Consider the following 14,398-nt stretch of genomic DNA (forward strand, 5'->3'; position numbering starts at 1 on the left):
AAAGAAGGAAATTCCATGTTTGGATTGTTGATTAGTATTGTTTGTTTACTTGTGGTTGTCTTTATTGCTTGGTGGTTCTTTGCAGAGCATGAAAAGGTAAGCGGCCACGCTCGTCAGAAATCAGGTTATCAAGAAATTGAAGTCGAAGTCATGGGGGGCTATTCGCCTGAAACCATTGTCCTGAAAAAGAATGTTCCAGCCCGGATCATCTTTAATCGCAAGGATCCATCTTCATGTCTGGCTCAAGTGATCTTTCCAGATTTTGGCGTTCATGAAGATTTGCCTTTAGGTGAAAAACATGTCATTGAAATTACGCCAGAAAAAGCGGGCGAATATGGGTATTCATGTGGAATGAACATGATGCATGGTCACATGATTGTGGAATAAAGGAGTAGGTATGGTAGAAAAACAAAAAGCAGTTGTGGAAAACGGAGTGCAAAAGATCCGTATTACAGCAGAAAAAGGCTATAGTCCAAAGGAATTTCAACTTCAAAAAGGGATCCCTGCTGAAATCACCTTCCATCGGGTCAATCCTTCCGGCTGTTACAAGGAAATTTTGTTTGAAGATCAGGGGATTTTAGAGCCTTTGGAAGTCGGTGTGGATAAGGTGATATCCTTTACTCCGACAGAAACAGGGGACTTCGAGTTTTCATGTGGAATGAAGATGCAAAAGGGTTCCTACACGGTTGTGGAAAAACGCCGTCGTGTCTTAAGTTTACGGGGTCGCTTTTGGATTACTAGTATCTTTACTCTTCCCTTATTGATCTTGATGATCGGGATGATGGCAGGATTTGTATCCCATCCAGTCAGTCGCTGGGGGACTTTTCTAGCGACAACGCCGATCATGTTGGTAGCAGGAGTTCCTTTTATTAAGAGTGCCTGGGCCTCATTTAAGAAGCATCATTCCAATATGGATACCTTGGTAGCTCTTGGAACCCTGGTAGCCTATGTCTATAGTGTATTTGCCCTTTTTACTGGTCAGCCAGTATACTTTGAGGCTGCGGGTTTTATCATCTTCTTTGTCCTCTTAGGGCAAATCTTTGAAGAACGGATGCGTAACAATGCCTCCGAGGCTGTGGAAAAGTTGTTGGATTTGCAGGCAAAAACGGCTCAAGTTCTCCGTGATGGGAACTATGTCGAGGTTGCGGCAGAAGATATCCAAATTGATGACTTGATTCGGGTCCGTCCTGGGGAAAAGATCGCGGTTGATGGGACGATTGTAGAAGGAAGTACGACCATTGATGAGTCGATGGTGACAGGTGAAAGCTTGCCTGTGGAAAAATCAGTTGGTGATGCAGTTATCGGCTCCACTATCAACAGCAATGGGACCATTCTCTTTAAGGCTGAAAAAGTCGGTAGTGAGACCCTCCTATCTCAAATTGTGGACTTTGTCAAAATGGCCCAATCCAGTCGTGCTCCTATTCAAGATTTGACGGATAAGATTTCAGGTATCTTTGTTCCAGTGGTGACGATTTTGGCCATTGCGACTTTCTGGGTTTGGTCCGTGCTTTTGGGCGCGTCGCTTCAAGAGGCCATGCTCTATGCAGTCTCTGTCCTCATTATTGCCTGTCCTTGTGCCCTTGGTTTAGCAACCCCAACAGCCCTGATGGTCGGAACCGGCCGTAGTGCCAAGATGGGCGTTCTGATTAAAAATGGAACAGTTCTTCAAGAAGTGCAAAAGATTCAAACCGTTGTGTTTGATAAGACAGGGACTATTACCATTGGCCAACCACTTGTAACCGATGTTGTAGGAGATGAAGCGCGTGTCTTGACACTGGCTGCTAGTCTTGAAACTTTTTCAGAACATCCACTAGCCCAAGCGGTGTTATCCCAAGCAGAAGAAAAAGGTTTGGTGTTATCCCCTGTGGAAAACTTCCAAGCGATTGAAGGAAAAGGGGTCCAAGGTCAGATCGACCAGCAGTTGGTGACCTTGGGAAATGGCAAACTTCATGACGGGACAGCGATGGATCCGGAGCTTGAAAAACGGATGGTAGAGTTGCAAGAGCAGGCCAAAACAGTGATCAGTTTGTCTGTGGATGGGCAAGTGATTGGCTTGATTGCCATTCAAGATGCTCCGAAGGCCAGCTCAAAAGAAGCGATCAAAAAGCTCAAAGAACGGGGCTTGAAAACGGTCATGTTAACGGGGGATAATGAACGGGTGGCCCAAGCTATTGCTAAGCAAGTGGGAATTGACACCGTCATTGCTGATGTCCTTCCTCAAGAAAAAGCTAGCGCCATCCAAAAACTGCAAGAAGCTAGCAAGGTCGCCTTTGTTGGAGATGGGATCAATGATGCTCCAGCTCTCTCGATCGCGGATGTGGGGATCGCTATGGGATCTGGAACGGATATTGCGATCGAGTCCGGTGGCATCGTGCTCACGCAAAATGATTTACTTGGCGTTGTGCGCGCCTTTGACATGAGTCAAAAGACCTTCCGCAGGATCTTACTCAATCTCTTCTGGGCCTCTATCTACAATATCCTTGGGATTCCAATTGCTGCTGGAGTCTTTGCAGGACTGGGATTGACCCTCAATCCAGAACTAGCAGGTCTTGCCATGGCCTTAAGTTCTGTGTCTGTTTTGACTAGCTCGCTGCTTCTCAATGTTGCGAAAATTGATTAAATGAAATAAAAAGAGAGTGGGGCAGAAATCGGTAATTCGTTAGAATTCGATTTCGTCGTCTCACCTCCGCACAGTTGAGTAGGGCTGTAAAAGCTAATGAAATCAATGTAGTAGAGCCCACTCAACCACTGCGTCTTGCTCGACAATCCAAAAACAATTAAGAGGCTAGGACTTTTGTCCCAGTCTCTTTTTGTTCGATTTCCTACAGCTACAAGTCTTAGAGGTGCATGCAAATTATAATAAAATATCCTATTCTACTATAAGTTTGTGAAATTTTCTCAAAAAGAACATCTGTCATGTAATAGGGATTGAGCATCTCTGAGCATATTCTTATACAAGTGAGAAAAAACATGGTAAATTGATATAGTAAAGTTTCTTGAAGCGTTTTCATTCACAAATGGAAATGTTTTCAATAACTGAAAATTTAATTTATTGAAGGAGAGTTATTCTTATGACTCAAGGAAAAATTACTGCATCTGCAGCAATGCTCAACGTATTGAAAACATGGGGCGTAGACACCATTTACGGTATCCCATCAGGAACACTCAGCTCACTTATGGATGCTTTGGCTGAAGACAAAGATATCCGCTTCTTGCAAGTTCGCCACGAAGAAACTGGTGCTCTTGCAGCGGTGATGCAAGCTAAATTCGGCGGCTCAATCGGGGTTGCAGTTGGTTCAGGTGGTCCAGGTGCGACTCACTTGATTAACGGTGTTTACGATGCAGCTATGGATAACACTCCATTCCTTGCTATCCTTGGATCACGTCCAGTCAACGAACTCAATATGGATGCCTTCCAAGAGCTCAATCAAAATCCAATGTATAACGGTATCGCTGTCTACAACAAACGTGTAGCTTACGCTGAGCAATTGCCAAAAGTAATCGACGAAGCTTGCCGTGCTGCAGTTTCTAAAAAAGGTCCAGCTGTTGTTGAAATTCCAGTAAATTTCGGTTTCCAAGAAATCGACGAAAACTCATACTACGGATCAGGTTCTTACGAGCGTTCATTCATCGCTCCTGCCTTGAACGAAACTGAAATTGACAAAGCAGTTGAAATCTTGAACAAGGCTGAGCGCCCAGTTATCTATGCTGGATTTGGTGGTGTTAAAGCTGGTGAAGTAATCACTGAATTGTCACGTAAAATCAAAGCACCAATCATCACAACTGGTAAAAACTTTGAAGCTTTCGAATGGAACTATGAAGGTTTGACAGGTTCTGCTTACCGTGTTGGTTGGAAACCAGCCAACGAAGTGGTCTTTGAAGCAGACACAGTTCTTTTCCTTGGTTCAAACTTCCCATTTGCTGAAGTTTACGAAGCCTTCAAGAACACTGAAAAATTCATCCAAGTCGATATCGATCCATACAAACTTGGTAAACGTCATGCCCTTGACGCTTCAATCCTTGGTGACGCAGGTCAAGCAGCGAAAGCAATCCTTGACAAAGTGAACTCAGTAGAATCTACTCCATGGTGGCGTGCAAACGTGAAGAACAACCAAAACTGGCGTGATTACATGAACAAACTCGAAGGTAAAACTGAGGGTGAATTGCAATTGTACCAAGTTTACAATGCAATCAACAAACATGCTGACCAAGACGCTATCTACTCAATCGATGTAGGTGACACTACTCAAACATCTACTCGTCACCTTCACATGACACCTAAGAACATGTGGCGTACATCTCCACTCTTTGCGACAATGGGTATTGCCCTTCCTGGTGGTATCGCTGCTAAGAAAGACAATCCAGATCGCCAAGTATGGAACATCATGGGTGACGGTGCATTCAACATGTGCTACCCAGACGTTATCACAAACGTTCAATACGACCTTCCAGTTATCAACCTTGTCTTCTCAAATGGTAAATATGCCTTCATCAAGGACAAATACGAAGACACAAACAAACACTTGTTTGGTTGTGACTTCCCTAACGCGGACTACGCGAAAATCGCTGAAGCTCAAGGAGCTGTTGGATTTACAGTTGACCGTATCGAAGATATCGATGCAGTTGTTGCAGAAGCTGTTAAATTGAACAAAGAAGGTAAAACTGTTGTTATCGATGCTCGCATCTCTCAACACCGTCCACTTCCAGTAGAAGTACTTGAGTTGGATCCAAAACAACACTCAGAAGAAGCCATCAAAGCCTTCAAGGAAAAATACGAAGCAGAAGAACTCGTACCATTCCGCCTCTTCTTGGAAGAAGAAGGATTACAATCACGCGCAATCAAATAATTCCTCTCGCCGAAAATCAAATGTAAACTTTGTAGCCTTTATTCTTTGATTTTCTTAGAGTTGAACTTGAAAAGATCGGAGCAATTCGGTCTTTTTATGGAGAATAGTCAATGAATTTAAATCAATTAGATATTATCGTTCCAGATGTTCCCCAAGTCTGTGCTGACTTGGAGCGTATTTTGGATAAAAAGTCCGATTATGTTGACGACAGTTTTGCTCAGTTCACGATTGGCAGTCATTGCCTCATGTTGTCCCAAAATCATTTGATTCCTTTGGAAAATTTCCAATCAGGCATCATTCTTCATATCGAGGTAGAAGATGTAGAGCAGAACTACAAACGGTTTAAAGAGCTTGGTACTGAGATTTTACACGGCCCGGCTGTAACCGATTGGGGAACAGAATCCCTGCTGGTTAAAGGCCCAGCTGGTCTAGTGATTGATTTTTATAGAATGAAATAGGTCTGTTTAAATAGAAAAAACGCATAAAATCAACTGATTACAAAAGTGTTGATTTTATGCGTTTTTATGTGAACTATTATTATATTTCGGCTAGAAATTGAGTTTTTTCTAACTTCTTGCTCTATATCAGCAGGTTTATTTAACTTCCCCGCCTTCAACAACTAGGTCATCAGCCTTAGCAGCTTCGCCGTATGTTGGGTGGAGAGTTTCTTCATAGGCCTTGTGGAAGAAGTTTTCTTTGCCAAGTTTCTTGATTTCGTCGTTGATGTAGTTGAGCAGCTCGGTATTGCCTTTCTGCACAGCTGGGGCAATGGTATCTGGATTACCCAGAGAAGTGATGCCAACTTCAAAGCCTTTGTTTTCCAGCGCCCAGGCTAGGACTTCAGTATTGTCCGTAGAAAAGGCATCGCCGCGGCCGTCCAGCAGGGCTTGGTAAGCATCGCTGTACTGATCATACTTTTGCAGCTTGATATTCGGGTAGTTCTTTTCAAAGTAGGTTTCAGCTGTGGTTCCCTTGGTGATGATTAGGGTCTTACCTTCCAACTGCTCAGGCTTGGTGATAACTGAGCCCTTTGGTGATACAACTCCGAGAGATACTTTCATATAGGGCAGAGCGAAGTCAACTTGTTTTTTGCGCTCGTCTGTGACAGTAAAGTTGGCTAGGGTAATATCAACCTTGTTGGAGATTAAGTATTCAGCCCGGTTGGCAGCATCTACAGGCACGTATTCTGGCTTAACGCCCAAATCTTTGGCTAGCTGGTCGCCCAGATAAATGTCATAGCCTTGATATTTTCCGTTGTTATCTACATAACCGAACGGTTTCTTGTCGCTGAAAACCGCAATGCGGAGTTTACCGCTCTTTTTAATTTCCTCCAGACTGCGGGCCTTGACTGTTTTGCTGGAAGCTGCGTCTTTGTTACCAGCATCTTTCTTGCTGGAACCGCCACAAGCGACAAGGAAGAAAGCCAGAGTTAGGGTTGTTAAAGCAAAGATTGTTTTAGATAATTTCATAAGAGACTCCTTTATAAGATATGGGAAGGTGAAGAAAACACAGAGATACCAAAGAGCAGCCACATCAGTGGTGGGGTAGGCATAACTGTTAGCCTAGATGGCTGAAGTCAAAGACATTGAGAAATTCCTGAGCTCGCTGGGTTTTGGGTTGGCTGAAGAACTGTTGGGCGGTATTTTCCTCAAGGATACCACCTTGGTCCATGAAGATGATCCGATCGGCAATGGCGCGGGCGAACTGCATTTCGTGGGTCACAATCAACATGGTCCGGCCTTCCTCAGCTAGGTCATTAATGAGCTCTAGCACTTCGCGGACCATCTCGGGATCCAGCGAAGCAGTCACCTCATCAAAAAGGATGATTTCCGGGTGCATGAGGAGCGAACGGACGATTGCCACCCGCTGCTTTTGGCCGCCAGACAGTTGGCGAGTAAAACTGTGCTTTTTATCAGCCAGGCCGACCCGCTCCAGCAGGCTTTCAGCTTCCTTAATGACCTCGTTCTTCTTGCGCCCCTGAGCCTTTATAGGACCAAGAATCAGATTTTGCAGGACATCCAGATGGGGGAAGAGCTCATAGCTTTGAAAGACCATGCCAATTTTCTGACGAACGAGATGGAAGTCCTTTTTCTGGCTGAGGATGGACTGGCCGTCTAGTAAAATATCACCAGACTGGATGCTTTCAAGACCGTTGATACAGCGAAGCAGGGTCAACTTGCCGCAGCCAGATGATCCTAGGATGACCACGACCTCTCCTTTTTGGACAGAGAGAGACAGGCCTTTAAGGATGGCATTGCTGCCGAAAGATTTGCGAATGCCCCGTAATTCTAAAATGATTTCCGACATGGTGTCCGTTACTCCTTCCAGATTGTTTCCAAATAAGAGGACAGCTTAGAAATAGGAAAGCAGACTGCGAAGTAAAGCAGCAGAATGCAGCCATAAATCCAAAAAGCAGCAGAAGGGATAGACAGACGATTGCTGTCAATGATCTGCTGGCCGACCTTGACAACCTCAATGACTCCGATAAGGACGATGAGTGATGTTGTCTTAATCATCCGCGTGATTAGATTAATCGCCTGCGGCAAAAGCCGTCGCAGTACCTGCGGGATGATAATATAGACATAGAGCTGGCGCTGCGACAGTCCCAATGCCTGACCGCTCTCAAACTGATGCTTGGGCAGGGAAGTAATGGCACCCCGTACCAAGTCACCCATCTCCGCCGTTCCCCAAAGAGAGAAGACGATGATGGCTGAAAGCTCACCAGAGATATTGATGTCGAAGTTTCTGGCTAGGCCAAAGTAAACCAGAAAGAGCAGAACCAGCTGGGGCATGACGCGGATAAACTCTAGATAGGCTCTGGACAGAAAGCGCACGACTTTTGAGTGCGAGGTCATGATGATGCCAAAAATAGTCCCCAAGATAAGGGAGATGATGACCGAGAGAATGGAAATACCAATGGTAACGCCCAGCCCCTGTAAGATACGTAAGAAATTATTCCCCTGAAAGAGAACTTGAATGCCCGAATCCTGCACGCCGCAGCCTCCTTTCTATCCAGCTAAAGCCAAGTGAAATTGGCAGCAAAATAATCAGATAAGCGATGACCAACATGAGCAGAGCTGTATCTGTCTCGTAGTAAAGGCCAATCAAGTCCTTAGCTACAAACATTAGGTCTGCCAAGGCAACAGCTGAAAATACTGAGGTTTCCTTGATTAAAAAGATGACATTGGCACTAAAGGAAGGCAGGGCAATAGCTGCAGCCTGAGGCAGGATGACATAGTAGAAGACTTGTACTGGTCGTAAGCCGATAGAGAGTCCGACTTCCCTCTGCGTTCGGCTGACTGCTTCAAGGCCGCTTCGGAAAGACTCAGCCATATAGGAACCGCCCAGAAAGATTAGCCCAATCGTCGCACAAGCCTCAGAGGATAGAACGAGTCCAACACGAGGCAGGCCGAAGTAGAGAAAGAAAAGCTGCAGCAACAGCGGCGTATTGCGGGAAAACTCGATATAGGCGGTTGCTAGCGACTTCAAAATTGGAATCTTGTAAAAGCGAATCAGACTGACTAAGAATCCGACAGCAATTGATCCCAAAATTCCCCAAAAGGCTATGAACATGGTTAAAAGAAAGGCCTCTTGATAGAGGGGATAGTAATCACTGACGATGTCCCAGTTCACGGCTCTCACTCCTTAAACACTTGATGTTCCTAGTTTAGCATAGATAACAGACCTTTAGTAATATGTATTTTTTATCGCACTGATAAGGAAAATCTATCACTGGTCTGAAGAGAAATGCCAGATTGGGAATTTGTTATTTCAGCTGTGAAATCAATCGGTCATAGAATAATATTATTATTCGACATTATGTTATAAGTATTTTAGATTTTACTTTGTTATACTATAAAGTATAGAAAATCTTTTATCTTACTAAGGAGGCAAAAAGATGACCAAAAAACTGACTTTTCCTGATGGTTTTTTGTGGGGCGGAGCGACAGCTGCCAACCAGTGCGAAGGCGCTTATGATGCGGATGGTCGCGGGCTAGCCAATGTAGATGTGGTGCCGATTGGTGAGGATCGTCTGGCCATCATCACGGGTAAGAAAAAGATGTTTGACTTTGAGGAAGGCTATTTCTACCCAGCCAAGGAAGCCATTGATATGTACCATCGCTTTAAGGAGGACATTGCCCTCTTTGGCGAGATGGGCTTTAAGACTTATCGTCTGTCCATTGCTTGGAGCCGGATTTTCCCTAATGGGGATGAGCTGGAGCCCAATGAAGCTGGCCTGAAATTTTACGAAGACCTCTTTAAGGAATGCCACAAGTATGGCATTGAGCCCTTGGTGACTATTACTCACTTTGACTGTCCCATGCACTTGATTGAGCAATATGGTGGTTGGCGGAGTCGCAAAATGTTGGAATTTTACGAGCGTCTCTGCCGAACTCTCTTTACCCGCTACAAGGGCTTGGTCAAATACTGGCTGACCTTCAATGAAATTAACATGATCCTCCATGCACCATTTATGGGGGCGGGGCTCTGCTTTGAAGAAGGCGAAAATGAGGAGCAGGTCAAATACCAAGCAGCCCATCATGAGCTGGTCGCGTCAGCTATTGCTACCAAGCTGGCTCATGAGATTGATCCGGAAAATAAGGTCGGCTGTATGCTGGCGGCAGGGCAAAATTATCCTAATACCTGTCATCCACGTGATGTATGGGCTGGTATGGAGGAAGACAGGAAAAACTATTTCTTCATCGACGTGCAGGCGCGTGGTGAATATCCCAACTATGCCAAGAAAGCTTGGGAGCGCGAGGGCATCACTGTCGAAATGACAGAAGAAGACCTGCAGCTGCTCAAGGAGTATACGGTGGACTTCATTTCCTTCTCATATTACTCTAGCCGGGTGGCTTCGGGAGATCCTAAGGTTAATGAGCTGACCGAGGGCAATATCTTTGCTTCTCTCAAGAACCCTTATTTGGAAAGCTCTGAGTGGGGTTGGCAGATTGATCCTCTGGGCTTGCGCATTACGTTAAATACCATCTGGGATCGCTATCAAAAGCCCATGTTTATCGTGGAAAATGGTCTGGGCGCAGTGGATACTCCGGATGAAAATGGCTATGTGGCTGATGATTACCGGATTGACTATCTGGCAGCCCATGTAAAGGCTATGCGAGAAGCCATCAATGAGGACGGTGTGGTGCTGTGGGGCTACACGACCTGGGGCTGTATCGACCTGGTATCAGCCGGCACTGGCGAGATGAAGAAGCGCTACGGCTTTATCTATGTGGACCGGGACAATGAAGGTAAGGGAACACTCAAACGTTCTAAGAAGAAATCCTTTGACTGGTATAAGGAAGTCATCGCGACTAACGGAGCATCTGTAAAATAGGAAAAAGGCTGAGATATGAATGTCTCAGCCTTTTTTAAGTATATATTTTATAGGAACTTTAGTCTAACTGAAATTTAAATGCTTTACAAGATTCATTATTTCAAGAACTCCTTTATTTGCTGGGCGATTTCCTCTGGCTTTTCGTCATGGATATAGTGGGAGCCTTCTAATGTCACAAGTTTGGCTTGGGCATTTTGCGCGACAAACTCTTCCTCTAGCTTGGGAGCTTCTCCGCCTTTCTGGACAGCCGCAAAGATAAGAGTCGGAATCTGCGGCACGGGTTCTTTGTTAATCGTTTCAACATTTTTCTTCCGATTCTTGACTTCGTTCATGACCGCCTGAGTGATTGACCGCTGGTGGAATAAGGCTTTAAAGACAGCTTTTTCCTGATTATTGAGAGCTCCAGACTTTATGGCTGGGCTGCTATTTTCATCAAAGAAAATCGGTAGGCGGGCTAAGCCTAGCATTCTCCCAAACTGGATAGTCTGATAAGAACCATAAAATTTCTGCTGGTCGGCCACCTCTGTATGAGGCATGGTCATATCCAGCCCGATAATAGCTTCTACTTCTTCTGGGTAATGATTGGCCCAGTGAATCGTTTCTAAACCGGCAATCGAATGTGGTACCAGGACATAAGGACCGGATATCTTAGCAGCTTTGAGGGCCGTACGTGTCTGCTCCACTTGTCTATCCAATGAGCGATCATCGTTCCCATCATCGCTATAACCATAGCCCAGACGTTCTACCACGACGATACGATAATCATCCTCCAGCTTGGAATAAAGAGCTTTGAAATCCAGCACCGGAGCATTGGTGCCCAGACCTGCTAGGAAAACCAAGGTCTTCTTGCCCTTGCCAGCAGTGTAGACATTAAGCTTCTTACCCTCTACCTCGACTAGCTGACCAATCGGTTTCTCAATGAGTTTGCTTTCCTGAGCTATTTGAAAGCGGTGATAGAGAAAGATAGCCAATAAGGTCAGGGCTAAGAGTCCTACCAGCCAAGTGATTGTTTTAAGGATAAATATAAAGATTCTTTTCAACATAGGGATTCCTTTCTGTTCATCGTATTTTAGACTCGCATACTTTTATTTATGATCTTTACTCCAAGTGGTCGTATAGTGGTTTACACTAAAAGCGAATAGAAGTTTAATCAGGTAAAGTGATAAAAGAGCTGTCATACTGATTGGCAATTTACTGTAGCTAATAAGAAGAATGCATCCCACCCCCGCCATAGAAGCACCAGTTAATGCTTGCTCCCTGCAATCTTTCAGTAGTTCGCTTACAAACAGAGCGCCTATCATCGCACCAAGCCAGACCATAGTAGAGGTTAGTAAAGATTGATTAAAAAGTAGAGCTAGAAGTAAGGGATGAATATGAATTAGTAGGAAAACACATCGTCGCTTTACAGACTCCTGATAATAATGATTAGTCCCTTGAGATAAATTAGAAATCACTCCGCCGCTGATATCTACAGATAAGAGGCAAAAAGTGATGATTTGCCATAATGGCCAATTCTGATTTGGCAAGGAAAGACGCCAGAGCAATCCAGTTACCAGAAAAGAGAAGGTCATCGTTATAGCTATGGTTATTAGGCTAGTTTTCCGTCCAAATAGTTCCTGTAAAAACTTAGGTGTACAAATATCTCTCAATATTTTACTCCTCCCTGTCCCAGGATAAATTCTATCTGTTCCAATCCTTTTTCCATTAAAAGTGATGATGGCATATCTGTATAAAGATATCGGATTACCAAAAGCCCTAAACTGTTATAAAGTATTTCCAGCAGGAGGTCGATTGGGTAGTTTTCCGGCAGTAGATGGGCCTTGCTTTCCAAGTAAGTCTTAATTGATTGAAGATATTGACTATCAAGATACAGCAAGTTGCTCAAATATTGACTGGAATCAGCATCAGAGGTGAGGATTTGAAAAATGCTCTGCCAGTCGGACTTCTCAACTTCAGTTATAGTTCCAACATCAGATATAATCTGCTTTTTAATACTTGCCACAAGCTCTGTATAAGTCTTAGCATTTTCATCAAATTTTGTAGTCAATTTAAACTGCTTCTGGATAACTATTTCAATAAAAATTTGCCCCTTGCTTTTAAAATAATTATATAGAGTTCCGGTAGCTATATCACAGACTTCTGCAATCTCTCGCATAGAAACTGCTCCAAAGCCCTTAGAGCGAAACAACTCCCCTGCCACTTCTAAAATAGCTTGACGATTTTTTTCTTTTTTACTTACTTTCATTTTTAAATCCCTTTTCAAAATATGAATGCGTTCATTTTATGAACTTGTTCATATTGTAATAAATAAAATATAAAAAATCAAGAAAAAACTAAATAAAATTTAGTTGTCAAAAAACCAGAAGGACTTATATAAGAAAAAGGCTGAGACAATAACGTCTCAGCCTTAGTCTGTATCATTTTAAAAGATTTTCCTTAGAGCACCCACCACTGCCAAAGCAGATAGACTTGTCAGGTGTGTCTATATTGTTTCTGTCGCGATAGAGTTGGAAATAACAGCTAACAAACATTAGATATGTCTGGTTGGCCGCAAGGCCAAACTTAAAATAGCAGAATAAAACTAGGCAACTTTTTGGTTTTCGGTGAGTATTAGTCACTCAGCTATGCCTTCGACTTCTCATAGAATTTTTAAAGAAGATTATGAAATGGGAAAGGGAATTCAGTTTTTTTCTCTTGCGATATATTTTTCATAATAACGATTGCTATCAAAAGGATAAGGGGTCTCTTTTGATTTGAACAGTTGCTCAGGGATAAGAACGACACTACTTACAAGAACTATTCCACTGATAATGGCTAAAATGATTATTGGCAAACTGGGGAGATTTGTAGGATACTGGCTCAGAACATAGTAGATAGCATGAAGCGTAAAGACAACCGCTGTCGCAAAACCTGGGTTATAAATGGTTCTTTTTCCTACTGTTCGAAAACGTCGGTACATACTGAACCCAAAAATCAGGTGGCCAATCATTTCAAAAAAGCAAAAGATAAGATTCCAGATGACAATGATCTGATTGACACCGTAGAAAAGACAGACAATACCAATTAATTCAGCTAACATAATAGTCAGCATATCAGAAAATTGATTCATAGGATAGCGATCGGGCTGTTGAGAGCGCCGAAGCATGTTGTAGTTATAATGAAAACCGCCAGGAAATCTCCATTCCTCTAAACAGTGCAAAGGGAGCATGACATAGATTATAGCGACAAATCTGCTTCCAGCATCTAGTGTGGTCCAATTTGTGATAAGATATAAGAGAATACCGATTCCCATAACAAAGAGAATGGGAATCCAAATTTTTAACCAAACAGAAATCAGTTTGAACATAACAACACCTCATTTGTATAAGATAAGTCTAGTATAGACAAAATCTGCCATGAATGATACCAACAATTTTGCCCAAAGTGTCCGAAAGGAAAGTCATGAGTTTGTTATTTGCATTAGAAGAAACCAGAGAATTTTTTATGGAAGCTTTTCTCAAGGCTTTACGCGAAAAGCCTTTAAATAAAATATCAGTAAAAGAACTTTGTCAAAGGACGGGTTATAATAGGTCGACATTTTACTACTATTTTGAGGATGTTTACGATCTCAGGAAGCAAGTGGAAACCAATTTGATTCACTCTATCATTTCTGAAATCAGTCTGCAATCAAATCTGACAGACGAGAAATTTATAAAATCGTTGATTACTGTTCATAAAGTCTATGGTGAAATAATCGTATTTCTAAACAGAGATTCTTCCTTTTATGAATCTTACAAACAAGCCTTGCAACCTCATTTGCTGGCATTTTTAAAAGTTGAAAAACTAAATACAGAATTAGACTTGATTTTTGATTTTGTAATGGGAGGGATTTTCGCGCTGCTAGAAAAATATGCCAGGCAGGATATTCCCTTAACAGTTGAGGAACTAACCCTCTTTATTCAAAAACAAATTAACAAATTATCAGTTTGGCATTCATACTCAAATAATGAAAATTCACACTAGGCAGGAATAACTTGAGTATGAATCAAAAAACGTATGACATGTTACTATTTGATAGCTAAGCATATGTTTTCTCTTTCTCACCTATCTATTCTGTCAACCTGACACTGCTTCTCTACATCTTTCCCTCATACCTCCAAGCAGCTAATATGGAGGACATCATATTTTTCCAAAAAGCCAAAGCCCACCTTCCCAAAGGAAGGCAGGCAACTTA

14 protein-coding genes are annotated in these 14,398 nt (G+C 43.0%); 6 read left to right on the forward strand and 8 right to left on the reverse strand.

Translation table 11 applies throughout. From position 1 onward, the window contains the following. The first annotated feature begins 15 nt into the window (after nt 1–15). The 4 genes from HMPREF9380_RS09145 to HMPREF9380_RS09130 all read left to right on the forward strand — a co-directional run bounded on the left by HMPREF9380_RS09145 (nt 16) and on the right by HMPREF9380_RS09130 (nt 5,305). Nucleotides 16–387: a cupredoxin domain-containing protein gene (locus HMPREF9380_RS09145; RefSeq protein WP_002903781.1), complete on the forward strand. Its 372-nt coding sequence runs from the start codon at nt 16–18 to the stop codon at nt 385–387. Between the two features lie 10 nt (nt 388–397). Further along, nucleotides 398–2,620 (forward strand): heavy metal translocating P-type ATPase, encoded by a 2,223-nt coding sequence (locus HMPREF9380_RS09140; RefSeq protein ID WP_032907162.1) that lies wholly within the window; start codon nt 398–400, stop codon nt 2,618–2,620. A 451-nt stretch (nt 2,621–3,071) separates the two neighbouring features. Further along, nucleotides 3,072–4,847, forward strand: coding sequence for a pyruvate oxidase (spxB, locus tag HMPREF9380_RS09135; protein ID WP_002932063.1), 1,776 nt, complete (start codon nt 3,072–3,074; stop codon nt 4,845–4,847). A gap of 110 nt (nt 4,848–4,957) precedes the next feature. Then, complete coding sequence (locus tag HMPREF9380_RS09130; RefSeq protein WP_002932064.1) at nt 4,958–5,305, forward strand: VOC family protein; 348 nt, start codon at nt 4,958–4,960, stop codon at nt 5,303–5,305. 135 nt (nt 5,306–5,440) lie between these two features. Here the strand turns inward: HMPREF9380_RS09130 and HMPREF9380_RS09125 are convergent, their stop codons facing one another. The 4 genes from HMPREF9380_RS09125 to HMPREF9380_RS09110 all read right to left on the reverse strand — a co-directional run bounded on the left by HMPREF9380_RS09125 (nt 5,441) and on the right by HMPREF9380_RS09110 (nt 8,480). Further along, nucleotides 5,441–6,316, reverse strand: a complete 876-nt coding sequence (locus tag HMPREF9380_RS09125) for a cysteine ABC transporter substrate-binding protein (protein WP_032907164.1) — start codon at nt 6,314–6,316, stop codon at nt 5,441–5,443. 88 nt (nt 6,317–6,404) lie between these two features. Next, entirely contained in the window at nt 6,405–7,154 is a 750-nt protein-coding gene (locus HMPREF9380_RS09120; protein ID WP_002932068.1) for an amino acid ABC transporter ATP-binding protein, read from the reverse strand. Nucleotides 7,155–7,162: 8 nt separating this feature from the next. After that, nucleotides 7,163–7,840 carry an amino acid ABC transporter permease gene (locus tag HMPREF9380_RS09115; protein WP_002901449.1) on the reverse strand — a complete coding sequence of 226 codons (678 nt, stop codon included), beginning with the start codon at nt 7,838–7,840 and terminating at the stop codon, nt 7,163–7,165. After that, nucleotides 7,800–8,480 carry an amino acid ABC transporter permease gene (locus HMPREF9380_RS09110; RefSeq protein ID WP_002932070.1) on the reverse strand — a complete coding sequence of 227 codons (681 nt, stop codon included), beginning with the start codon at nt 8,478–8,480 and terminating at the stop codon, nt 7,800–7,802. Before HMPREF9380_RS09110 ends, HMPREF9380_RS09115 begins: the two co-directional genes overlap by 41 nt. A gap of 265 nt (nt 8,481–8,745) precedes the next feature. On the opposite strand from HMPREF9380_RS09110, the gene HMPREF9380_RS09105 reads away from it, so the two are divergent. Then, entirely contained in the window at nt 8,746–10,185 is a 1,440-nt protein-coding gene (locus HMPREF9380_RS09105; RefSeq protein ID WP_002932071.1) for a 6-phospho-beta-glucosidase, read from the forward strand. Nucleotides 10,186–10,280: 95 nt separating this feature from the next. On the opposite strand, the gene HMPREF9380_RS09100 is transcribed toward HMPREF9380_RS09105, so the two are convergent. From HMPREF9380_RS09100 to HMPREF9380_RS09085, 4 genes are all read right to left on the reverse strand, one after another. Then, nucleotides 10,281–11,228: an alpha/beta fold hydrolase gene (locus HMPREF9380_RS09100; RefSeq protein ID WP_002932072.1), complete on the reverse strand. Its 948-nt coding sequence runs from the start codon at nt 11,226–11,228 to the stop codon at nt 10,281–10,283. A 42-nt stretch (nt 11,229–11,270) separates the two neighbouring features. Continuing rightward, on the reverse strand, nt 11,271–11,834 hold the full coding sequence (locus HMPREF9380_RS09095; protein WP_002932073.1) for a hypothetical protein: 564 nt from the start codon (nt 11,832–11,834) through the stop codon (nt 11,271–11,273). Continuing rightward, nucleotides 11,831–12,430: a TetR/AcrR family transcriptional regulator gene (locus tag HMPREF9380_RS09090; protein ID WP_002932075.1), complete on the reverse strand. Its 600-nt coding sequence runs from the start codon at nt 12,428–12,430 to the stop codon at nt 11,831–11,833. The genes HMPREF9380_RS09095 and HMPREF9380_RS09090 overlap by 4 nt, the downstream gene beginning before the upstream one ends. A 435-nt stretch (nt 12,431–12,865) precedes the next feature. Next, nucleotides 12,866–13,531 (reverse strand): HXXEE domain-containing protein, encoded by a 666-nt coding sequence (locus HMPREF9380_RS09085; protein ID WP_002932079.1) that lies wholly within the window; start codon nt 13,529–13,531, stop codon nt 12,866–12,868. Between the two features lie 95 nt (nt 13,532–13,626). Between HMPREF9380_RS09085 and HMPREF9380_RS09080 the strand changes: the two genes are divergently transcribed. Continuing rightward, the gene (locus HMPREF9380_RS09080) at nt 13,627–14,187 is read left to right on the forward strand and encodes a TetR/AcrR family transcriptional regulator (RefSeq protein WP_235787792.1); all 561 of its coding nucleotides are present in this window, start codon (nt 13,627–13,629) and stop codon (nt 14,185–14,187) included. The last annotated feature ends 211 nt before the right edge of the window (nt 14,188–14,398 follow it).

Origin of the sequence: Streptococcus sanguinis SK49 (assembly GCF_000212815.1) — a bacterium.
GTDB classification, from domain to species: Bacteria; Bacillota; Bacilli; order Lactobacillales; family Streptococcaceae; genus Streptococcus; species Streptococcus sanguinis_C.